This window comes from Corallococcus sicarius (assembly GCF_003611735.1).
GTDB lineage: Bacteria > Myxococcota > Myxococcia > Myxococcales > Myxococcaceae > Corallococcus > Corallococcus sicarius.
In genome coordinates this window covers 1-383 of the sequence record NZ_RAWG01000795.1, presented here as the reverse complement: position 1 = coordinate 383, position 383 = coordinate 1, and the positions used below count along the sequence as shown (strand labels likewise).

At 60.1% G+C, this 383-nt stretch carries 1 protein-coding gene; it reads right to left on the bottom strand.

Annotated elements, in window-relative coordinates; genetic code table 11:
* Positions 1 to 32 precede the first annotated feature (32 nt).
* Positions 33 to 383 (bottom strand): RNA polymerase sigma factor (locus tag D7X12_RS42185; protein ID WP_147444044.1); only part of this gene is annotated, 351 nt, incomplete at its 5' end.

Below are 383 nucleotides of genomic sequence, written 5' to 3'. Positions count from 1 at the left end.
AGGCTGGATCGATAACCTCTGTCTGATGGAGCTTAAGGCTGATCCAACCGCTCGGCTACACCTACACAGATGGCCATGATCAATTTCAGTTCCTTCTGCACCGTGCTCAAGGACACTTGCAACTGATCGGCAATCTCCTGGTAGCTGCAACCGTGCAGGCGGCTGAGGATGAAGATCCGTTGCTGGCGCGCGCTCAACTGGCCCAGGCTGACGCTCAGGTGCTCAAGCAATTGCTCGGCCTGGGTGGCGTCTTCGGGCGTGCTGATGGGGGCGGCGACGCTTTGCAGGATATCCAGCGGGACATCTTCCTGCAGGGTGCGGGCCTGGATCCTGCGCGAACGCAAATGGTCCAGCGCCAGGTTGCGCGCGGTCTGGTAGACGAA